General features: G+C 54.1%; 19 protein-coding genes and 1 pseudogene. 17 read left to right on the top strand and 3 right to left on the bottom strand.

From position 1 onward, the window contains the following. Positions 1–231 (bottom strand): annotated as a pseudogene (locus PHF27_RS07000) (hypothetical protein); the annotation flags it as partial. Between the two features lie 176 nt (positions 232–407). After that, positions 408–743: a hypothetical protein gene (locus tag PHF27_RS07005; protein WP_300067657.1), complete on the bottom strand. Its 336-nt coding sequence runs from the start codon at positions 741–743 to the stop codon at positions 408–410. 287 nt (positions 744–1,030) lie between these two features. On the opposite strand from PHF27_RS07005, the gene PHF27_RS07010 reads away from it, so the two are divergent. The 14 genes from PHF27_RS07010 to pseB all read left to right on the top strand — a co-directional run bounded on the left by PHF27_RS07010 (position 1,031) and on the right by pseB (position 15,249). After that, positions 1,031–1,231: a hypothetical protein gene (locus PHF27_RS07010; RefSeq protein ID WP_300067660.1), complete on the top strand. Its 201-nt coding sequence runs from the start codon at positions 1,031–1,033 to the stop codon at positions 1,229–1,231. Between the two features lie 113 nt (positions 1,232–1,344). Next, a complete protein-coding gene (gene moaA / locus PHF27_RS07015) occupies positions 1,345–2,352 on the top strand; it encodes a GTP 3',8-cyclase MoaA (protein WP_300067662.1) in 1,008 nt (335 codons plus the stop codon). Positions 2,353–2,449: 97 nt separating this feature from the next. Continuing rightward, positions 2,450–4,171: an aldehyde ferredoxin oxidoreductase C-terminal domain-containing protein gene (locus PHF27_RS07020; RefSeq protein ID WP_300067664.1), complete on the top strand. Its 1,722-nt coding sequence runs from the start codon at positions 2,450–2,452 to the stop codon at positions 4,169–4,171. Positions 4,172–4,254: 83 nt separating this feature from the next. Continuing rightward, complete coding sequence (gene glp, locus PHF27_RS07025) at positions 4,255–5,508, top strand: gephyrin-like molybdotransferase Glp (protein WP_300067666.1); 1,254 nt, start codon at positions 4,255–4,257, stop codon at positions 5,506–5,508. A gap of 3 nt (positions 5,509–5,511) precedes the next feature. Next, complete coding sequence (locus tag PHF27_RS07030; RefSeq protein ID WP_300067668.1) at positions 5,512–7,458, top strand: molybdopterin biosynthesis protein; 1,947 nt, start codon at positions 5,512–5,514, stop codon at positions 7,456–7,458. Between the two features lie 45 nt (positions 7,459–7,503). Beyond that, the gene (locus PHF27_RS07035) at positions 7,504–7,788 is read left to right on the top strand and encodes a MoaD/ThiS family protein (protein ID WP_300067670.1); all 285 of its coding nucleotides are present in this window, start codon (positions 7,504–7,506) and stop codon (positions 7,786–7,788) included. Between the two features lie 20 nt (positions 7,789–7,808). Beyond that, positions 7,809–8,048: a MoaD/ThiS family protein gene (locus tag PHF27_RS07040; RefSeq protein WP_300067672.1), complete on the top strand. Its 240-nt coding sequence runs from the start codon at positions 7,809–7,811 to the stop codon at positions 8,046–8,048. After that, positions 8,049–8,792, top strand: a complete 744-nt coding sequence (locus tag PHF27_RS07045; protein ID WP_300067674.1) for a HesA/MoeB/ThiF family protein — start codon at positions 8,049–8,051, stop codon at positions 8,790–8,792. After that, a complete protein-coding gene (locus PHF27_RS07050) occupies positions 8,792–9,664 on the top strand; it encodes a substrate-binding domain-containing protein (protein ID WP_300067676.1) in 873 nt (290 codons plus the stop codon). Before PHF27_RS07045 ends, PHF27_RS07050 begins: the two co-directional genes overlap by 1 nt. A gap of 9 nt (positions 9,665–9,673) precedes the next feature. After that, positions 9,674–10,372, top strand: a complete 699-nt coding sequence (locus PHF27_RS07055) for an ABC transporter permease (protein WP_300067679.1) — start codon at positions 9,674–9,676, stop codon at positions 10,370–10,372. Then, positions 10,369–11,436, top strand: a complete 1,068-nt coding sequence (locus PHF27_RS07060; protein ID WP_300067681.1) for an ABC transporter ATP-binding protein — start codon at positions 10,369–10,371, stop codon at positions 11,434–11,436. The genes PHF27_RS07055 and PHF27_RS07060 overlap by 4 nt, the downstream gene beginning before the upstream one ends. 217 nt (positions 11,437–11,653) lie before the next feature. After that, positions 11,654–12,766: an LCP family protein gene (locus PHF27_RS07065; protein WP_300067684.1), complete on the top strand. Its 1,113-nt coding sequence runs from the start codon at positions 11,654–11,656 to the stop codon at positions 12,764–12,766. 344 nt (positions 12,767–13,110) lie between these two features. After that, positions 13,111–14,205 carry an HD domain-containing phosphohydrolase gene (locus PHF27_RS07070; RefSeq protein WP_300067687.1) on the top strand — a complete coding sequence of 365 codons (1,095 nt, stop codon included), beginning with the start codon at positions 13,111–13,113 and terminating at the stop codon, positions 14,203–14,205. Between the two features lie 48 nt (positions 14,206–14,253). Beyond that, a complete protein-coding gene (gene pseB, locus PHF27_RS07075; RefSeq protein WP_300067689.1) occupies positions 14,254–15,249 on the top strand; it encodes a UDP-N-acetylglucosamine 4,6-dehydratase (inverting) in 996 nt (331 codons plus the stop codon). Positions 15,250–15,464: 215 nt separating this feature from the next. Here pseB and PHF27_RS07080 read toward each other — a convergent pair whose 3' ends face one another. Further along, entirely contained in the window at positions 15,465–15,998 is a 534-nt protein-coding gene (locus PHF27_RS07080) for an N-acetylmuramoyl-L-alanine amidase (RefSeq protein ID WP_300067691.1), read from the bottom strand. Between the two features lie 121 nt (positions 15,999–16,119). On the opposite strand from PHF27_RS07080, the gene PHF27_RS07085 reads away from it, so the two are divergent. From PHF27_RS07085 to PHF27_RS07095, 3 genes are all read left to right on the top strand, one after another. Continuing rightward, on the top strand, positions 16,120–16,611 hold the full coding sequence (locus PHF27_RS07085; protein WP_300067694.1) for a thermonuclease family protein: 492 nt from the start codon (positions 16,120–16,122) through the stop codon (positions 16,609–16,611). Between the two features lie 151 nt (positions 16,612–16,762). Next, complete coding sequence (locus PHF27_RS07090; protein ID WP_300067697.1) at positions 16,763–18,013, top strand: diaminopimelate decarboxylase; 1,251 nt, start codon at positions 16,763–16,765, stop codon at positions 18,011–18,013. A 116-nt stretch (positions 18,014–18,129) separates the two neighbouring features. Beyond that, positions 18,130–21,075, top strand: coding sequence for a hypothetical protein (locus PHF27_RS07095; protein ID WP_300067700.1), 2,946 nt, complete (start codon positions 18,130–18,132; stop codon positions 21,073–21,075). Positions 21,076–21,400 lie beyond the last annotated feature (325 nt).

Here is a 21,400-nt window from a genome sequence, read left to right on the forward strand (position 1 = left end):
GATGAATTCTTTTTGCAGCTCCATCATTTTTTCATGATGCTTTTGCATATCTTGTTGGAACTGTGCACGCTGTTCGGCGGTCCAGTTTACGCTGTCCATCATGCAGGGGCGTTCCATGCGGGACCCTGGACCAGCGCCTGGACCAGGTTCTGCGGGAGAGGCCGAAACCAAAGCGGCTGAGGCTAAAATGGCTCCTGTGGCCAAAGTGGCGATTAAACGTTTCTTGATCATCTGAATCCCTCCTGTTTGGTTGATGTCTTTAGTATAGACGGCAAAGATGACAGGAGGTTGGCGGTTTTGTGTACAAATGGTGAAGGAAATGTGAAAAATCCGTGACAACCTTCGGCGAGAAGGAGTCGCGGATTTTTCACGCATTCAGAACCTATCGTTTTACACGCATTCTCAAATTAATGAAGAACTTCATCCGGGAACAACTGTTGTACATCGTCGGCCAGCAAATCGAAGAAGACCAGCATGAATTTGCCTTCTCGGTCCATGACTTGTTTGCCGTGGGTGAAGAGCTCAAAATCTTCTACTTTGATTAAATCTGGCTCAAAGGTTTCTTCAATGAATGAAAGAACGGCTTTTTCTCTGTCTACCGCTTGGGCTCTGTCAGCTGCGCCCTCATCATAGCCGCAGTGAAAGCTGTAGTTGTCGTAAGCGCCCTCTACAGGGGCTTTGCCTTGTGCACCAGCATTGTATCCGGCCGCCCAGGCTTGCAGGTCCATTTCCGAACGAGTCATAGTGACAGCCTCCCTTCTAAGTACTTATATTGTGCATGAGGGGAACTACTACCTGGCTCATTAGGCGTTTGTTTTTACATCGTTATGATTCGACAAAAAGATAAGCACATCCTTTAAGAAAGAGCAGTAAATTTACAGGTGAAGGCCATAAAAAACAAGAAGTGAATTTTCAGTAAATTAAGAGTGTAAAACAAGGTTTTCTATTTTATAATGAAGAGTAGGGAAGGGAGGCAGGCTGTGATTGCAAGGAACTAAAAATGCTGCCGCTACAATCGCAGATACAGAGAATGAAGCGAGAATTCGGTTTGCCGGAATATAGCTTTGCAGGCATTTTGCTGGCCTGGATGATTACCTATGATCCCGCGGATGTTACGTGGCATTCGCTTGTCGCGTTTGCGGCGGCGCTGGCCTATGTGGCCTATAAAGTGGGCCAACGGTTGTGGCGAGCCATTCGAAGACCGCAGGAGGTTGCCAAGAAACGCAATTGAGAATAATGGATTTTGTTTTTGGTCTTTTAGAGAGCAGAGCGGTTTTTCTTGCAAGGGAAATTTTGGAGAAGGAATCCGCCGCAGCCGCCGCGAAATAGGGTAGCAACGAAGTAATGAAAATAGAAAACGAGGTGAGGAGCCTGCTTGATCCATACGGAAGAAACATTCACTATCTGCGTATTTCTGTCACAGACCGCTGCAATTTGCGCTGCCAATATTGCATGCCTGCCAGCGGCGTTCCTGATCTCGGTCATGCCAATATTTTGACGCTGGAAGAAATACACTGGGTTGTGCAGGCGGCGGCCATGGTGGGCGTTGACAGTGTACGCCTGACAGGCGGCGAACCGCTGGTGCGCAAAAACGTGGTGCAGCTGATCCGGCAGATAGCGGCTACGCCGCATATTGAAGACGTGGCTCTTACCACAAATGGCATGCTCTTTGCAGAACTGGCGCAGGAACTCAAGCAAGCTGGCTTGCGGCGGGTCAACTTCAGCTTGGATACTTTGAACGCAGCCGTTTTTAAAGAGCTTACCGGCACAGATGGCTTGCAGCGTGTATTGCACGCTATTTCTGCGGCGCTGGAGCTAGGCTTTGGGCCGGTGAAAATCAATACCGTTGTTTTAAGGGGCATCAACGAGCAGGAGGTGATGGAGCTGGCGTATTTGGCGAAAACCATGCCTGTTCATGTGCGCTTTATTGAGTGCATGCCTGTGGGGAATTTGGAATTTTACCGGGAAGAACGTTTTGTGTCTATGCAGGAAGTGAAAGAAAGACTGGCGGCTCGTTACGAGCTGGTGGCAGGCGAAGCGCCGTTGGGGAACGGTCCAGCCAAAACCTATCAGCTGAGGGGCGGTCAAGGGACCGTTGGCTTTATCAGCGCCATGAGCGACCATTTTTGCGGGGCCTGCAATCGTTTGCGGTTGACGGCTGATGGACGGCTGCGGAGCTGTTTGTTTGGGAAGGAAGAGGTGAATCTGAAACCGGCCCTTTCCCGCCAGGCAGGGATCGAAGAAGTAGCGGAGCTCTTTCGTCAGGCTATTTTGGCTAAGCCGGAGAGGCACTATATGCAGCAAGGCTGGGGCGCGGATAACGCGCGCAAGATGTATCAAATTGGCGGTTGAGAGTTAGCCGATAATGTGGACGGTGCCAAGGGCAAGCGGCAGCTGTAAAAAGAATGTGAAAATATCAGGTGTAATAAGGAAAGAAGGCGGTGTAAGGATGTTTTATCGAATTAACATGAAGGACTTGTCGGTTAAGGAAGACGCAGGAGAACAGTATGCGGGGCTGGGGGGGCGCGCCTTGAGTTCGCGCCTTGTGGAAGAGGAAGTGGAACCGACGGCGCATCCTTTGGGCGAGAAGAACAAGCTGGTTTTTGTCACGAGTCTGCTTTCCGGCACTGGCGCTCCTAACGGCGGCCGCATGTCTCTTGGTGCTAAGAGCCCTTTGACCGGCGGTATCAAGGAGAGCAATGTAGGCGGGACCATGGGTATGAAGCTGGGGCGTCTGGGTGTTAGAGGCATTATTGTGGAAGGCTTGCCGGCGCAGGAAGGAACCTATGTGATTCAAGTTTCCGCCGCAGGCGTATCCTTGGTGGAGATGCCAGAGCTCAAAGGCCTGAATATTTATGACACCGTAGCGAAGCTGCAAGAAAAGTACGGCCTGAAAACGGCTATTGGCTGTATCGGCACGGCGGGAGAAAAGCGGATGGCCGCAGCCTGCGTGGGTTTTACCGATATGGAAGGCGCTCCCACCCGTCAGGCAGGACGGGGCGGCTTGGGTGCGGTTATGGGCAGCAAAGGCATTAAAGCCATTGTGGCCGATGATAGCGGTGCCGGGAAACTTGTCTATGCTGATGAAGACGCCTATCGGGCCGGTGCGAAAAAATTGGCCAATGCCTTGTTGACCCATCCCGTTACCAGCCAGGCGCTGCCGGCGTACGGCACCGACGTGCTTGTCAATATTTTGAGCGAAGCCGGGGGCTTGCCGACACGCAACTTCAGCGAAGGACGCTTTGAAGGCGCGAATGATCTTGGCGGCGAGACCATGGCGGAGACCATCAAAGCGCGGGGCGGCAAGGTAGGGCATGGCTGCTCGCCGGGCTGTGTCATCCGCTGTTCCCAGATTTATCACGATAAAGACGGCAAAGTGCTTACCGGCGGCTTTGAATATGAGAGCGTTTGGTCCATGGGCGCTAATTTAGGAATCAATAATTTGGACGATGTGGCTTTGATGAATCGCTTGTGCGACGATTACGGTCTGGATACCATCGATACCGGCGTAGCCTTAGGCGTGCTGATGGAAGCCGGCCTTTTCACGGCAGGAGACAGCAAAGCCGCCATTTCCCTGATTCACGAAGTGGGGCAGGCGACGCCGCTCGGGCGGATTATTGGCGCCGGAGCGGCGGTAACGGGCAAGGTATTCGGCATGCGCCGCGTGCCTGTGGTGAAGGGCCAAGCCATTCCCGCGTATGATCCGCGTGCGGTAAAAGGCCAAGGGGTAACGTACGCTACAACGCCTATGGGAGCAGACCATACTGCTGGCTATGCGGTAGCTACGAATATCCTGAATGTCGGCGGCAAGCTGGATCCGTTGGTGGCGGAAGGCCAAGTCGATTTGTCGCGGAATTTGCAGATTGCCACGGCCTTTGTGGACAGCACAGGACTGTGCTTGTTTGTGGCCTTTGCCATTTTGGATATTCCTGCCGGTTTGGAAGGCATTGTGGAAATGTGCAACGCCCGCTACGGCTGGAACAAGAGTGTCGAGGACTATCTGGAAATGGGCAAGCAGGTACTGCGGGACGAACGGCATTTCAATAAGCAAGCCGGTATTGCCGAAGGCTCTGATGATGTGCCGGATTTCTTCCGCACGGAAAAATTGCCGCCCCATGAGGTGGTTTTTGACGTGCCCAAGGAAGAGCTGAACAAGGTTTTTGATTTTTAAATGAAAAGAAAAGCAGCCTGGCCGGATAGGTTCCGGCCAGGCCTGTTTTCAAGTTTGTCTTGGCAAGGGAAATGAGGGATACGATGGAGTTTTTAGCATGTCTGGATTGGCAAAAGGCGCAGGAAGTGGTTGCCCAGGCCTTGACGACCGTGGCGGAAGAAGAAGCCGTGGAGCTGTTGGCGGCGACAGGACGCGTTACGGCGGCGGATATCCTGGCGCAAGAGGATTTGCCTCCCTTTGCCCGCTCTACCGTTGACGGCTATGCCGTGCGCAGCGCCGACACTTTTGGCGCCAGCGAGGCTGCGGCTGCCTTATTGGAAGTGGCGGGAGAAATACATATGGGCCGAGAAGCGGGCTTTGCTCTGGAACCGGGGCAAGCGGCGGCCATTCCCACCGGGGGCATGTTGCCGGTGGGGGCGGATGCTGTAGTGATGCTAGAATATGCCGAACAGCCCGACGGGCGGACGTTGCTAGTGCAAAAAAAGGCGGCGCCCAATGAGAACGTGCTGACCCAAGGAGAGGACGTGGCTTGCGGCGAGGTGCTTGTGGAAAAAGGAGTGCGCCTTGACGCGCGGCATATCGGCCTTTTGGCAGCGTGCGGCTGCCAGGAGGTGCTGGTGCGCAAACGCCTCAAAGTGGGTTTGATTTCCAGCGGCGACGAGCTGGTGGATATTGGGGTGCAACCGGCTGGCGGCCAGGTGCGCGATGTGAATTCTTACGCTCTTAGCGCGCTTTTAAGTGGCTGGGGCTGTGAAGTGGAGCGCTTCGGCATTATTAAGGACAGCTATGAACGTTTTTGCGAAGGTCTGACGCAGGCGGCGGCAACATGCCAACTGGTGCTCATTTCCGGCGGCAGCTCGGTAGGGGCCAAGGATTTTACCGTACCGGCCTTGCAGGCCATGGCCCAACCAGGAATTTTATTTCACGGCCTGGCCATTAAGCCGGGGAAACCGACGATTTTCGCCATGGCCCAGGATGTGCCTGTTTTTGGCCTTCCAGGGCACCCTGTGGCCGCCTTTATGGTGTGCGGGCAATTAGTGGCGCCTGCGGTGCGGCGCTTGGGCGGCGAACGCCAAGCTGCTGCAGCCCGCGGTGTGCCGGCGGTGCTGTCGCGCAATCTGGCTTCCGCCCCGGGGCGGGACGATTTTATCAGCGTACGCCTCCTAGCGCAAGACGGGGGCTATGTGGCGGAGCCTATTTTAGGCAAGTCCGGACTTATCGGCGTGTTGGCCCAGGCTGACGGGGTGCTGCATATTCCGGCGGCCAAGAGCGGCTTGTATCAAGGAGACCCTGTAATGATCCAGCCGGTGACGGCTGGGGCGGAAAGGGGCGCATGAGAGGTGGGGAAAAGCAAGGCCTATTTAGACTGCCGCACAAGAGAACAGGCTCAAGTCTTGTGGCGGGAGCGTTTGGCTGCCTGCGGTTTTTTTGACCAACTGCCGGTGGAAGAGGTGGCCCTAGACGAAGCCTTAGGAAGGGTGGCGGCGGCTTCGGTATATGCGGCGCAGTCGGTGCCGCATTATAACAGCGCCGCCATGGATGGCATTGCGGTGCGGGCGGCGGATACCTTTCAGGCGCAGGAAACGGCGCCGGTAAAGCTGACTTTGCTGTCTAAGGATCATCCTTTTAGCAAAGGCGGCTGTTATGTGGTCGATACAGGAGATGTGCTGCCGGAGGGAACCAATGCCGTCATCATGGTGGAAGAAGTGCATTTTGCAGCGGGAGAAGCGGAAATTATCGCCGCCGCTTCTCCGTGGCAGCATGTTCGCATTATCGGCGAGGATATTGTAGCTAATGAGCTTGTGGTAGCGGAGCGTCAGGTTATTTCGCCGGTGGATATAGCGGCTTTGTGGGCGGCGGGGCTGGAAACGGTGCCGGTGATTTTAAAGCCGAAGGTGGCGATTTTGCCTACGGGGGATGAACTGGTTGCCAGCCGCCGGGAGCTGAAGCCAGGCAGCATTCTTGACGTTAATTCGCATATGCTGGCGGCGGCAGTGCGCCAATGGGGCGGCGAGCCTACGCGTTACGGCATTATCAAGGATCAGCAAGAGGCGTTGGAGGCGGCGGTCCAAGAAGCGCTGCGGCGTCACGACATGGTCCTTGTCAATGCAGGCACTTCCGCCGGCACGGAGGATTTTACTTTTGATGTGCTCAGCCGTCTAGGGGAGGTCTTGGTGCATGGCGTGGCCATTAAGCCGGGTAAACCGGTGGTGCTGGCAATTTGCGCAGGCAAGCCGGTAGTCGGACTGCCTGGCTACCCCGTTTCAGCGATGTTGACGGCGGAAATGTTTGTCAAGGAAGCTCTCGCAGAGCGGCAAAAGCTTTCCTGCGCTGAGGCGCCGGAAGAAGAGGCTGTGGTGGTGCGTCCCTTGGCGTCTACGGTGGGGGTAGAAGAGTATGTCCGCGTTTCGTTGGGACAGGTGCAAGGCCGCATGGTAGCAGCGCCTCTAGGTCGGGGAGCGGGCTTGATTTCCTCGCTGACCCGGGCGCAAGGGTTGATTCGCGTTCCCGAAGGCAGCGCCGGTCTTAATGCCGGCTCGACGGCGGCTGTGCGCAGACTGCGGGGCGGCAATGCAGCCCATAGTTTGCTGGCTGTGGGCAGTCATGATTTGTCCCTGGAGCTGCTGGGCATTCACTTGCGGCGGCGCAAAAAAGAGATTCATTTGTCTTGCGCCAATGTAGGCAGCACGGGCGGCTTGCTGGCCATTCGCAACAACGAAGCGCATTTGGCGGGCATTCATTTATTGAGCGAGGCTACCGGACAATACAATCTGGAGCAGGTACGGGCATATTTGCCGGCTCGCCCCTGGCTGCTGGTGCATTTGGCTATGCGCCAGCAGGGGCTGATGGTGGCGCCGGGAAATCCCAAGGCGATCCAGGACCTCCGCTGTTTGACACGGCCGGGAATTACCTTTGTTAATCGTCAGCGCGGTTCCGGCACGCGCATGCTCCTTGATTATGAATTGAAAAAGCTGGGGCTTTCCGGGGCGGATATTAATGGCTATGAAAAAGAAGTCGGCACCCATATGACGGTGGCCGCTTCGGTTGCGTCCGGCACAGTGGATGTTGGCTTGGGAGTCTTGGCGGCGGCTAGGGCGCTGGGGTTGGAATTTTTGCCGGTAGCGGCGGAGCAATACGACTTGCTGCTCAATTTTGAACCCTGCGATGAACGCCTGGAGCTGCTGCTGGAGGTGCTGCGTTCGCAGGAGTTCCGGGCGGACGTGGAGGCCTTGGGCGGCTATGACCTAAGCGGTTCCGGCGACATTCTTGGCCAGGGAAATGGTTGAGCAGACATAAGTGAGCATAGTGGCTGCGGCGAAGGAGGGAAGCGTATGGAAGGATTGATTGAAGTCCGCTTCTTTATGGCGTTATCCGAACTAGTCAAGACGCGGCAGTGGGAGAATCCGCTGCGGTTGGCCTTGACGGAGGAGATTACCGGCGTTGCGCTTTTGGCTAAACTGGAAATTGAGGCGGCACAGGTAGAGGCGTTCATGATTAATGGCAAGGCGGTCTCCCCCGGGGAGGCCCGAATTCGACCGGGGGATCGGGTGGCCTTGCTGCCGCCGGGAACGCCCGGACCGTATCGGGTGATGCTGGGGCTGCGCAAAATGGATTAAGGAGCAAAGGAGGAGGGGCTGTGCAACTAGAAGTTCGACTGTTTGCCACCTTGCGGGCCTTTGCGCCAGCAGATGCGGTGGCAGGCGTATTTAGCGCCAACTGTCCAGAGGGTACTACGGTAGATTCCTTGGCGGAGCGTCTCGGTATCGAAGCCGCCAAGGTGCATATGCGCATGGTCAACGGCGTCGGCGTAGATGGAACGCACGTCTTGAAGGAGCGGGACCGGGTAGGGCTGTTTCCGCCGGTAGGAGGCGGTTGAATGGCGAAAGAGGCGTCTTTGGCAGAAATCAAAGCCGGGCGCATGCCGGAGCGGTACTTGCGCAATCTCGGCACGATTGGTCTTGCGGGACAGCTGCGCTTGCTGCAGGCGAAGGTGGTCGTCGTGGGTGCTGGCGGCCTGGGGGGCTATGTGCTGGAATGCCTGGCCCGACAGGGTGTGGGCCAGTTAGTAGTGATTGACGGCGACAATTTCGCGGCGCACAATTTGAACCGGCAAATTTTATGTACTACTGAAAATTTGGGGCGCAGCAAAGCCCAAGAAGCGGCGAGACGCCTTGCTGCGGTCAACCCGGAAGTGGAAGTGACGGCGGTGGCGCAGATGCTGACGACGACTACGGCCCAAGCCTTGTTGGCAGGAGCGGACGTTGTCGTAGACGCCTTAGATAGTCTGCGGGATCGAAGCATGCTCTTTCAGGCCGCCGGGGCGCTGGGCATTCCTGTGGTGCACGGAGCGATTGCCGGTTTTACCGGCCAGGTGGCGGTCCTTTTTCCGGAAGATACGTACTTGGCGGTCTTTTTGACGCAAAAAGCGCCGGCGCAAGGGGTAGAAGCGGAGCTGGGCAATCCGGCGGCGACGCCGGCGATGGCGGCGGCTTTGCAAGCCCAGGAGACGGTGAAGCTGCTGACAGGTACGGGGCGGATCCTAAGGAATGAAATTCTTTATTTTGATATGGAACAGCTGGAGTTTGAAAAAATTCGTATGCCTCAAGGAGGAATTGTGTGATGCGTAAAAATTTATTTTTTCTGTTTGGTTTATTGACGCTGATTTTAGTTGCCGCCGGCTGTGGCGGTAAAGACACGGCCGCGCCGCAAGCGCCGCCCAAACCGGCGAATCCCAACATCATTTTGGCCACCACTACCAGCACCCAAGACAGCGGCTTGCTGGATGTGCTGCTGCCGGTGTTTGAAAAGAAAACCGGCTATAAAGTAAAAACCGTAGCCGTAGGTACAGGGCAGGCGTTAGCGTTAGGAGAAAAAGGCGAAGCCGATGTACTGCTGGTGCACGCTCCGGCTGCTGAGAAAAAGGTAGTAGCCAGCGGCGCGGCGGTTAATCGCCAGCTGGTCATGCACAATGACTTTGTTTTGGTCGGTCCGGCTGCTGACGCAGCTAAGATAAAAGCCAAGACAACCCAAGAAGCGCTGCAGGCGATCGCCGAGGCGAAAGCCGTCTTTGTTTCTCGTGGCGATGATTCGGGAACGCACAAAATGGAAGTAGGATTGTGGAAGACCGCCGCTCTTAAACCGGCCGCTCCTTGGTATCAAGAAGCCGGCGCTGGTATGGGACAGACGCTGAAGATTGCGGACGAAAAAGCGGGTTATACCCTCACAGACAGGGCTACGTATTTGGCGCAAAAGAAAAACATCAAGCTGGAGATTCTGGTGGAAGGCGATGCCAAGCTGCTAAACATTTATCACGTTATGGAAGTTAATAGCGAAAAATTTGCTAAAGCCAATCAAGCGGGCGCGAAAGCCTTCCGCGAATTTTTGCTCTCGTCGGAGGGACAGGCTTTGATTGCCGCGTTTGGCAAGGATAAGTACGGTCAGCCGTTGTTCTTTGCCGATGGCGGCAAAACCGAAAAAGACTTTGGGCTGTAGGCCGTCAGCATGGTTGGCGAGGGAATAACACAGGCGCTTTCTTGGCTGTTGGCGGGAGATGGCGAAGTGGCGGCGGTGGCGGCTATGACCATCCAAGTGTCCGGCGTCGCCACCTTATGCAGCGTGCTTTTAGGCATTCCTCTGGGGGTGTGGCTGGCTTTGCGGGATTTTCGCGGCAAGCAGCTGTGCAGTGCGCTGGTGAATTTCGGCATGGGCCTGCCGCCGGTGGTGGTGGGCCTATTCGTCAGTCTCTGTTTGTGGCGTTACGGGCCGCTGGGAGAATGGGAACTGATGTATACACCGGCGGCGATGATGATCGCCCAGACAATTATTGCGACGCCTATTGTGGGCGGTCTTAGTTTTGCCGCCGTTTTGAGTGTGAATCCCAAGCTGCGGCTGCAGCTGCTTTCGCTCGGGGCGACTCCCTGGCAGGCTAGCCGGCTGCTCATTAGGGAAGCTCGCTTGGGACTCTTGGCGGCGGTCATGGCCGGCTTTGGCCGAGTCATCTCCGAAGTGGGCGCGTCCATGATGGTGGGGGGGAATATCAAGGGCCAAACCCGGGTTTTGACCACCGCGACGGTGATGGAAGTAGGCAAGGGCAACTACGATACGGCGATCGCTTTCAGCTTGATTTTGCTCTTGGGCGCTTTTGGCGTAGTTTTCATGCTGACCTGGCTGCAGCACAAGAGGAAGAGTGAACGGAAATGACGGAAATTTTGGCTATGAATGAGGTTGCGGTGTATCGAGGCGGCAAGGAACCGGTGCTGCAGATCGACTCCTTTGCTATGAAACAGGGCGAATTGGCGGCTCTGGTGGGCCCTAATGGCGCCGGTAAAAGTACGCTGCTGCAGACGATTAATCTTTTGCAGCCGTATGCGGGGCAAATACGCCTCTTTGGGGAAAGCGCTACAACTGGCAAAGCGCGTGCGCTGCGGCGGCGCACGGCTATGGTTTTTCAGGAAACGCTGCTGCTGGAAGGCAGCGTTTTTGCTAATGTGGCCATGCCGCTGCGTTTTCGCGGCATGGCGGCCGGAGAAATACAAACAAGAGTGGCGCAGGCGCTGGCTGTCTTTGGCTGCGCTCATCTGGCGGAACGGCAGGCTAAGTGCTTGTCCGGCGGCGAGGGGCAGCGGGTATGTCTGGCGCGGGCGTTGGTGACGGAGCCGGAGCTGCTGCTGCTGGACGAGCCCTTTGCGGCGTTGGATGTGGCGACCCGCAGCGCTTTGCTGGAGGAACTGCGGCAGTTGGCGAAGCAAAAAAACATGGCTGTGCTTTTGGTAAGTCATCATTTTAGCGATGTTTTGTATTTTGCAGATCGGGCGGTAGCGCTTTTGGAAGGGCGGATTCTTCAGGACGACGAGCCGGAAAGGCTGCTGCGGCGGCCGGTAAACGAAAAGGTGGCCCGCCTGGTTGACATGGACAATCTGTTTCCCTGCACCTTGGAAATGGTCGGTGATCAGCAGCTGCTGCGCCTTTCGGAAACGTTTTCTATCCCTTGTGACGGGTTTGCGGGGGCGTCGCCGTCTTTTTGCTGTTTGCCTGGGGACGGGCTGCAACTGGCAACGGGAGAGGAAGCAACTTTAGGAGAAGATTGGGCTTTGTTGGAGGGGGAGGTGGAACGAGTGCTGCCTGGTATTGGCGCTTGCTGCGTTCTAGTGCGGGCGGGGGACTTGCTTTGGAAGGCTCGCCTGCCGCTGCATGGCGGGACGAATTTTGCGCCGGGAGACAGTCTTTGTTTGCGTTTTCGTCCATTGGAGATGCAGCGATTTTAAAACCGTTCCCGAAGAGGCAAAGGCGTTCTTTAAAAAAGAAATTTGTTGCCATTGCAACTTTCGTTTGACGAAACCCTGTTCAAAGTACTATCCTAAGCAAAGGCGCTAAGAGTCTATGATGTAGTAAAACTTGCCTAGGAAGGAACTAGCGATGGAAACAAATGGACGAGAAGGACTTTCGCGGCTTTCCAGACTTTCTAAAAAAAAGAAGAAACACGTGAGTAAGCTGTGGATTGTTATAGTGGCGGTGTTGCTGCTGGCGGTATCAGCCGGGGCGGCTTGTTTGGCGTTGCTTAATGAGAAAGATCAGCCTATGGCCAAGGTTCTGACGCCGTTGAGAGGAAAAGTGAACATTTTGGTCCTTGGCGTTGACGAGCGGGGAGATGATGCGGGTCGCTCGGATACAAGCTTTGTAGTAACCATTGATAATGACGCTAAAAAGGCGACCATGCTTTCGATTCCCAGGGACTCACGGGTGAAGATTGCCGGACATGGCTGGGACAAGGTAAACCATGCCTTTGCTTTTGGCGGGGCGCCCTTGTCTAAAACAACCATAGAAAATTTATTGGGTATTCCGATTGATTATACGGTGAGCGTTAACTTTCGCGGTTTCATGCGCATGGTTGACGCTGTGGGCGGCATTACGATCGACGTGGATAAACGGATGCGCTATTCCGACCCCTATGATGACGATGGCGGTCTGGAAATTGACCTCTATCCGGGCGTGCAGAAATTGAACGGGCGTACGGCGATAGAATATGTGCGCTATAGAGATGAGGAAGGCGATATTGGGCGGGTAGCACGGCAGCAGAAATTCCTAAAGGCGCTTTTTCAAGAGGTGGCCAGCCCGCAAGTGCTCAGCAAGCTGCCAGAATTGATCAAGGAGTTTTCTTCGGTCATAAAAACCGACATGCCAACTGCTAAAATGCTGCAGTTGCTGCCGACTATCAATGAAGCGGTGAAGGCGGGGCTGGAGACGGAGTGGGTGACAGGTACGCCCATTTGGATACAGGATGTAAGCTATTGGCTGCCTGATGTGGCGGAACTGCGGGCTAAAGTGGCGCGCATTCAAGGAATTTCCATGGATGAGCGATATCGACGGGAGACGGAAAATCTGGCGAATGAGTATAAACAATCGGTTCCCAGAGAGGTTCGGGTTGCCTCTCCGCCAGCGGTAGTGCAACGAGGGCCGGCTTCGGAACGGCAGGCTAGTTTTGAGAGTAAGAATAGTTCTAGTGCAAGTAAAGCCAAGAACGGCAGCAGTGGAAAAACGACAACTGGAGCCAAGAATACGTCGGCCCCAAGCGCCGGCAAGACGGAACTTAAGTAAAGGAAGAGCCTGCGGCATTGCTGCAGGTTTTTTTCTTAACTCGTTGTGCTCAAACAGTCGAAAATGTCATTCGCCTTACCCTGTGTTTACGTCCTGCGGACCGTCTTGCTCCAATAAAAGTCTCAAATACAATTGCGGCCGCCGCAGCCTCGTTGATCCCTCGCTTTACTCCTCTGGCCTTTCTCTGCATCCCCCTGTTACTCTGTGTGACGTTCTCTTCTAAAGGACTGCGTCAGCGGGTTTTCTTTTTTTAGTCGAAAGGGAATTGGGAAAATATGTAGAAAATAATATTAGAATTTTCTGTCGTTTATTCTCGAAAGGGTTTGTTCAGAGGAGGCGTGGAAATGAAACGAAGCAAGCTGGTAGTAATGGTTGTGGATGATGCGGTGGAATGGAGGCTGCAGCTGGCGAAGCATCTGGAAGCGCAGTATTTTGTTGTGGCGGCGGCTAATGGGACAGAAGCGCTGGAATATGCTAAATTAAAGCGTCCGGATCTGATTTTATTGGATGTGACTATGCCGGGACTGAATGGTTACGAGGCTTGTGCGTTATTGAAAAAAGAAGCGATCTTGCAGAGTGTTCCGGTAGTTTTTTTGCTGGAATCCGGCGAACTGGCGGACGGAACGGAAGGGTTGGCGCGAGGGGGTTGTGATTTTATTGACAAGAGCAGTCCGGCCTCACTGCTGCTGGCCCGCAGTGAGCTGTATATGGCCTTGAAGCAAGCGCAGGAGGAGCTGCGTGAGCGTAATTCTTATTTGGAAGCGCAAGTGGAAGAACGGCTCCAGGGGCTGGGACTGCTGCAGGATGTATCCATGATGGCTGTGGCGTTGTTGACGGAAAGCAGGGATTATGAAACTGGCGCGCATTTGCAGCGCACAAGCCGATATGTGCGAGCTTTGGCCACCAATTTGTATGCCAAAGCGTTCTTTGCCAAGGAGCTGACCCTCGACAGTATTTTTTTGCTTTCTAAATCGGCGCTGCTCCATGATATAGGCAAGCTGACTATTCCAGAGTCGGTTTTAGGCAAACAGGGAAAATTAACTTCTGCTGAATTTTCTTTGGTTAAACGACATGCCCAGGCGGGGCGGAAAAGTATTGAAGAAGCGGGGTTGTTTTTAGGAGTGCCTGAGCCGTTTTTGCGTTTTGCCAAGGAAATGGCTTGCTATCATCATGAGCGCTGGGATGGCAACGGTTATCCGCAGGGGCTGGCGGGAGAACGAATTCCTGTTTCAGCGCGTTTGATGGCGTTGGCGGATGTGTACGACGCGATTGTCAGTCGCCGTGTTTACAAAGAACCGGCGTCGCATGAGGAAGCGGTGCGCATTATTAAAGCGGCGGCGGGAACTCAATTTGATCCGGTAGTGGTGGAGGCCTTTTTGGAGACGGCCGATAGTTTTGCGGACATTGCGGTGCAATTCCCGGATGTCGTGCTGCAGTGAAGGGCGCGGTCCTGCAGCGGAAATACGGCGCGGAGACGAGGTGGGAGCGTGTTTAACGAGGCCTCTTTGTTGATTACCGGCGGCACGGGTACCTTTGGCAGGCAACTGGTGCGGACGATTTTGAGCCGCTACCAGCCTCGGCGGGTGATTGTCTTTTCCAGGGACGAACTGAAACAATCAGAAATGCAGCGGGATTTTCCGCAACGCTGTATGCGTTACTTTATTGGCGACGTGCGGGACGAGGGACGCCTGCACCAGGCGTTGCAGGGAGTAGATTATGTGGTGCATGCAGCGGCGCTTAAGCAAGTGCCGACTGCGGAATACAATCCGTCGGAATTTGTAAAGACGAATATTTTAGGCGCCCAGCACATCATTGCCGCAACGATCGCCAACCAAGTAAAGAAAGTGATAGACCTTTCCTCCGATAAGGCGGCAAATCCTACTAGCTTTTACGGTGCGACAAAGTTAGTTTCGGACAAGCTGTTTGTGGCGGCTAACAAGAGCATAGAAGGACAGGTGACGCAGTTTTCCGTGGTGCGCTACGGCAATATGGCCGCCTCGCGGGGCTCGGTAGTACCTCTGTTTCGTAGGCTTCTTGCGGAGGGCTGCACACGTCTGCCTGTTACGCATCTGGAAATGACGCGCTTTTGGCTGACCCCGGCTGAGGGCGTGGAAGCTATGCTGGAGGCATTCAGTCACATGAGAGGCGGAGAAATTTTTATTCCTAAAGTTCCGTCCTGCCGCATTGTGCAATTGGCGGAGGCCTTTTTGCCAGGGAGAGAGCCGGAAATCATCGGCCTGCGTCCGGGAGAAAAGCTGCATGAAGCCATGTGGTCGGAGGACGAGGCGCACTTGGTGCTGGAATTTCCCGGGTATTACTTGCTTCGGCCTCCCGCGGCGCTGGTCGCAGACTCTGTATATGCTGTGAATTCCCAGGGCGAGAGCGGCAGAGCGGTGCCGGCTGGCTTTGTTTATAATTCCGCTGCCAACCCGCGCTTTCTCAGCGTGCCAGAGCTGAGGCGCATGCTGGAAGAACACAAATAAACCCCAGGTAAACCAGAAGGTATTTCTGGTTTGCCTGGGGTTTATTTATTGTATTTCGTAGCCCTCCATCTACTCCTTTTACTCTTGTTCAAAAAAATATCCCGTAACCCTCAATCGCATCCTCCGATTATGCCAGCAGACGTCGGTTGCCATGCCATCCTTGGCGCAACCGACCTTAGGCACATCACGTGCCGTCACTCTTGTTCAATATTTCTTCAAAAAGAGACGTTGAGCAAACTGCGAGCTAATGCTTGACCAATGGCGTGCTGCCAAGAAGGATCGCACAGGATCTGCCGGTCCTGGTATTGCGTAATGAAGCCGCATTCTACAAGGACTGCGGGCATAGAGGTAGCGGCCAGTACCGTGAAAAAGGCGTCTTTGACGCCGCGGTCCAGGGAGTAGTGGAGCCCGTTTAGCTCGTTTTGCACCGAACCGGCCATGCGGAGTCCTGGCGCGGAGCCAGGATAATAGTAGCTTTCAATGCCGCGGGCCGTATCATCTTCGGCGGCGTTGCAATGAATGGAAAGAAAGGCGTCGCAGCCGGCTTCGTTAGCTAGCGCTGCGCGCCAGGTCAGACCGTCATCGTCGATGTCTTCCGTACGAGTAAGACAGACAGAGGCGCCTCTTTGACGCAGCTCTTTGGCGGTTTGCAGGGCGATGGCCAAGGTGAGGTCTGCCTCGTGCAGGTTGTGGAAACAAGCGCCAGGCTCGGCAGGGCCGCTATGGCCGGGGTCTAAGCAAATGAACATTGAAAATCAACTCCTTTCAGTTTGAGGCATAGCCTTGTCTGTACGTAAAAATGGCAACCTTTTGCGCAAAATCTATGGTTTGTGCTATAATAGGCGAAAGTAAGTTCGGGGAGGCGTCTTGATGCGAAAAGGATGGATTTGGCTGTTGCTTTTGCCGGTTTGTTTGTTCTTAACGGCTTGCGGCGGCAATGGAGCAACAACAGGAGGCTTTGATGCTTCTAAATATGAAAAAGCGGTGGTGAAGCGAGTCGTTGACGGCGATACGCTGCTCTTAGCCAACGACAAACGGGTGCGTTTGATTGGCGTTAATACGCCGGAAACAGTGAAGCCTAATTCGCCGGTGGAAGCCTACGGCAAGGAGGCCAGCGAGTATACGAAGAAGATGCTTACAGGCAAAACCGTGTATTTAGAAAAGGATGCCGGCGATACGGACAAGTACGGTCGGTTGCTGCGCTACGTGTACACCGAAGACGGCAAGATGTTTAACGAGGTGCTGGTGCAAGAAGGGTATGCCCAGGTGATGACCATCCAGCCGAATGTCAAATATCAGGAGCGATTTGTGCAAGCGCAGCGTCAAGCGCGTGAGGGTAAAAAAGGACTTTGGAACAAGTAAGGGAATGAACCGCTTAGGCGGTTCATTTTAGTTTAAGCGGTTGTTGAAAATGTCTTTCAGCTGAGGATGATTTTTGTTATAATGAAAGTTAACTGATATGAAAAAATAAGAAAACATGGTGTTACGACCAGGTTCAGGAGGTTATATAGTAATGGCAGAGAAAAAACTACCATTTTCCCAGGCGCAGCTGGACGAAATGCTGCAAAAATATCCTACCCCTTTTCATTTGTATGACGAAGCGGCCATTCGCGCGAATGTAAAGCGTCTCTTGGCGGCGTTTTCTTGGGCCCCTGATTTTAAAGAGTATTTTGCCGTCAAAGCGACGCCGAATCCGTTTTTGCTGAAGATCTTGAAAGAAGAAGGGCTGGGTGCAGATTGCAGCTCTGCCGCCGAATTGATATTGGCGGAAAAAGTAGGTATTATCGGCGAAAACATTATGTTTTCATCTAACGATACGCCGGCGGAGGAATATGCAAAAGCCGTCGAGCTGGGCGCGATCATCAATTTGGATGACATCAGCCATATCGAATATTTGGAGAAGCATGTCGGCCTGCCGGAACTGCTGTCTTTCCGTTACAATCCGGGCAGCGCTCGTGCAGGAAATACGATTATAGGCAAGCCGGAAGACGCGAAATACGGCTTGACCAAGGAGCAGTTATTTGAAGCCTACCGTATTGTGCGCGACAAAGGTGTTAAACGTTTTGGCATTCACACCATGGTTATTTCCAATGAACTGAATCCGGACTACTTCATTGAGACCGCCCGGATGATGATGACCTTGGTCAAGGAAATCTACGAGACCCTGGGGATTCGCATTGAAATGATCAACTTTGGCGGCGGTATCGGCGTTCCGTATCGCCCGGAAGACAACCAAGTGGATTTGGAATATGTCGGCGCTGGTATTCGCAAGCTGTACGAGGAAATTATCGTGCCCGCCGGTCTTGCGCCGCTGAAACTGGCCTTGGAATGCGGCCGCATGATTGCCGGACCTTACGGTTATTTGGTGTCGAAGGTGCTGCATAAGAAAGAAACCTACAAAAACTATGTGGGCTTGGATTCTTGCATGGCCAACCTGATGCGTCCCGCCTTATACGGTTCCTACCATCATATTACGGTGGTGGGCAAGGAGCAGCAGCCGTTGGACCATGTGTATGACGTAACAGGCTCACTGTGCGAAAACAATGATAAGTTCGCCATTGACCGGGCGTTGCCGCAGATAGATATCGGCGATATTGTGGTGATTCACGACGCCGGGGCGCATGGACATGCCATGGGCTTCAACTATAATGGCAAGCTGCGTTCCGCAGAAATTCTTCTGAAGGCGGACGGTACAACCGAACTGATCCGTCGGGCGGAAACCTTAGAGGATTATTTTGCTACCTTGGATTTTTCAAAACTATAAGGTGATTATGGTAAGAAAGGGCAAAGCCGGTTTAGGCTTTGCCCTTTTTTGTACGATATAGTTCATGAAATAGTATGCATGGTTTGCAGCAGGTCGTAGGAAAGAGAGAGATTTCCATGGAAATTCGCAATTTGCAAGGGCTGATGCAGCATTGGCTGCCTCAGGTCAAAGGAAATACGGACGCGCTGCCTGCCAAGGCCGCCGCAGCGCTGCAGGGGAGCGGTGTTAAAGTAGGCGCTGACGGCGTGGATATGCAGGCGGACGGGGAAATGAAGGCGGCGTTACAGCGGTTGCAAGGCGTTATGCAGGAACAATTGCAGGATGTGTCTGAGCTGCCGGTGGAAGTACGCAAGGCGGTGGAAGCCATCTTGGAACAGTATACGCAGGTGCAGAAAGTTGTTCCCGAAGGAATCAACGCCATGCTGACGTCGCCCCGGCAGGCGGCGGATTTATTGTCTCGTTTGGCGGATGCGCTGAGTGAAGGCGCGGCGCTTAAAGAAGAAGGCGGCGAAGCCATCAAGCAGCTGGTAGACCGTTTGGTGAGCGCTTTTAAGGAAACCTTGCCCTCCTCGCCGGGAGATCTGGCGGCGAAGCTGGCTTCTTTGGTTCAAGATATTAATGGGCGGCAGGGGCCGCTGGATAAAGAATTAACGCAGCTGTTGCAGCAACTGACTGCTAAAATGCTTAGGGGAAATGGAGGTGCAGGAAGTGCTCCGGAAATAGGAGCGCCCATTACATCGGCTGCAGCGGCAACGGACGCGTTAAAGCAAATGGCGCAAAGCAACGAAGCGCTGCTGGCAGTGATGAAAGCGCTGACGCAAGAAGAAGGTATTGGTGCGGCGCTGCAGGAGGCTATTGCCGCGAATGTGAGTGGGGCTGATGCCGGTGGTGAGCTTAAGGAGATCGTGCGTCAACTCACTGGGTATATTCAACAACAAGCGGCGATGGATAAGGAAATGCTGCCTTTGCTGCAGCGATTGACAGTTAAATTGTTGGAAAGCAGTAATATGATGGTTCATATGCCTGCTAATGAGGAATTCAAGACAATCGTGCGGCAGTTAGTCCAGGCATTTCAAAAACAGGTGCAGCTAGACAAGGAAATAACACCGCTGATGCAACAGTTGACAGTCAAAATAATGGAGAATAATGGGGGCGGATCTTCCCTAATATCATCAGCTACAGCAACTATGGCGCAGACAAAGAATTTGGCGCAAAGCGATGAAGCGCTGCTATTGGCTTTGAAAGCCCTTTCGCAGCAGGGGAAGAGCAATGAAGCGTTGCCGGATGCGGTTAGGAAAATGTTTCTTTTTTCAACTGCTGAAGGCGGTAAAGCTAGCTTACAGCAATTGGCCCAATTGTTTCAAAACAGGCTGTCCCTGGTTAGTGAATTGACACAATTAGTACAGCCGCTAACAATTAAAACACTGGACGAAAATGGAGCTCAAATGGTGAAAGCAGGTGCTCCTTTAATGACGGCTGCAGCGGCAAGTTCTGCTTTAAGGCAAATGGCGCAAAGCAATGAAGCGCTGCTTGCCGTTGTGAGAGCTTCGCTTCAAGAGAATGGTGTGCAGGCGACGGGAGGCCATGTTGTTGGAGCTGCAAGGCCTGCTGTGAGCGAAGGTGCTAAAGCGGTGTTGCAGCAACTGGTTCAGGCATTTCAAAGTCAATTGCCGGAGGAATTGCAGAGCGCTGGAGTGCAAGGGCAAGTGCTGGAAGGTACTCGTTTGTGGGCCTTGCTGAAGACGGTTGAAAGCGGTGCGACGGCGGGCTTGAATCGACAGGAGTTCAAAGCGTCCGGCGAAACCTTTCGGCAGCTTGCCGCTTGGCTGAACGGCGGGGCGCAGGGAGAAACGCCGGATTTGGGCGAGCTCTTTGGGTTGGTGCAGTTTTTGCCGGCAAGTGCGCAACAGAGCGTATGGTCGCTGGCGCGGCAGCAAGGACTGCCGGATGTGCTGCGGCAGTGGGCGGTTTTGTTGGGGGAAGGAAGCGCGAATACAGCGGATGTTCCGAAGGAACTGTCTTCCTTGCAGCAGCGGCTGGGCAACAGCGGCGAGGCGGCTCGCATGGCCAACCTGCTAAATGAGGCGGCGGATTGGCTGGAGGGGAACAGCAACCGCTCTTTAGCGGCCATGGGGCGCATGGTTAAGCTGCTGCCTCCGGAAGTGGCCCGCTTGGTGCAACAGATTTTAGCCCAGGATGGATCGGCAGAACAACTGCGCAACATGGGGAACTTGTTTACCCAGTTGTCCGAAGAAGCCCCTCAAAGTCAAACTCTTTTGTTTTTACGCCAAGCCGGAGCGCAGGCGCCAGCCGGAGGCGCAGATGGCGCAGCGCAGACGGCGCAACGGCTCTTGGCTTTGATCAGTCAATTGGCCAGTCGCCAAGGGCAAGCGGAAGGCGAGTTAACGCAGCTGCTGCAACAATGGCAGGCTAAGGTGCAGGGAGACCCGGCGCAAACCTTGCTGTTGGAGCGGGCCGTGCGCCAATTCGGTGCGCAGGTGCCGCCGGATGTGGCTCAGACGGCGTTGAAAAGCAATTTGCCGGATTTGCCGAAATTTTGGGTGCTCTTAAAAACCATGGAAGCTGGCGAATGGAACGAGCTTCCTGCGCAGGCGCAACGAAAGTCGGCCGATGTGGTCCGTGAATTGACTTCCTCCTTGCAGCGTCCCTCTGTATGGGAGGCGGACGTCAAAACAGAGCACAGCCTGCTGACGTTTACGAACACCTTGCTCTTTGATCCCCAAGGAACGCCGTATCCCATGTATTGGCATCTGTATCATCAGCAGCAGAAAGACGCTCAAGGCCGGGATACTGGCGAGTTTGAAACCTGGTTGCGAGTATGCCTGGAAACGGAAAATATGGGGACCGTCGATGTGGTATTCCGCTATTACGACGAAAAGGCGCTGGATGTACGGCTGCGTTTTGAAGGCGAAGAGGGCGCGGAAGCTTTCCGGGAAGTGTTGCCGGAAGTGCGACAGGCTGTGGGCGAAATGCCTTTTGAACTAGGAGATATCTGGGTAAGCCGCGGCGGCAAAAAAGAAACCAAAGAAAAGTCTGAGTAAATGAATTAAACAGGAGTAAAGTGAGTAAAGGGAGGGCACGGGGATTTTTGAACAGGAGAATCGGAGTCTCGTGAGGGTACGCAGGAGGTTTTTTGGTTCAGGGGGACGGTTCTCCTGAACCAATTTGCCTCGGGCTGACTCGTGAGAACCGTCCTCTTGAACCGCTCGTGAACCAAAAATTAAATTAAGCGCCGAGGTGCTGGTAAAAATACCAGGCCCGGCGCTTTTGTTATTTTTGCTCATTTTCTATAACTTTTCTATGACTTTTCTTCTGTTGCTCTGTGCGAATCGTACCCTCAGTCGTACCCTCCCTCTACTCCCTGTA

Origin of the sequence: Anaeromusa sp. (assembly GCF_028691475.1) — a bacterium.
Taxonomy (GTDB): Bacteria; Bacillota; Negativicutes; order Anaeromusales; family Anaeromusaceae; genus Anaeromusa.